Raw genomic sequence first — 272 nt, forward strand, 5'->3', positions numbered from 1 at the left:
GTTCTGTTCTCGGCACGCGAGTGACCTGACCATTTTCATCCGTTTGCCCAGGTTTAAAGTTAATCGCAACTGACACACTGACGCGGCGAACCACACCAATTTGCTGACGAGTGTGACTAATCGTGGTGTCTAACTCATAATTACGCGTGGCTTCTTTTGAAAAATTACCTGACACAGTTGAGCTTGTCGCCTCACCCGCCACTTGCGGAATATCGGACTCCGTCGGCGGTTGATTGCTTAACGCACCAGGAATACCGCCAGAGCTTTGACCC

The 272-nt window shown here is 50.7% G+C and carries 1 protein-coding gene; it reads right to left on the minus strand.

From position 1 onward, the window contains the following. Positions 1-272: flagellar M-ring protein FliF C-terminal domain-containing protein (locus AAEZ06_RS27315; protein ID WP_350617230.1), on the minus strand; the 272-nt coding region annotated here is incomplete at both ends.

It is taken from the genome of Pseudomonas sp. HY7a-MNA-CIBAN-0227 (assembly GCF_040310325.1).
Lineage (GTDB): Bacteria > Pseudomonadota > Gammaproteobacteria > Pseudomonadales > Pseudomonadaceae > Aquipseudomonas.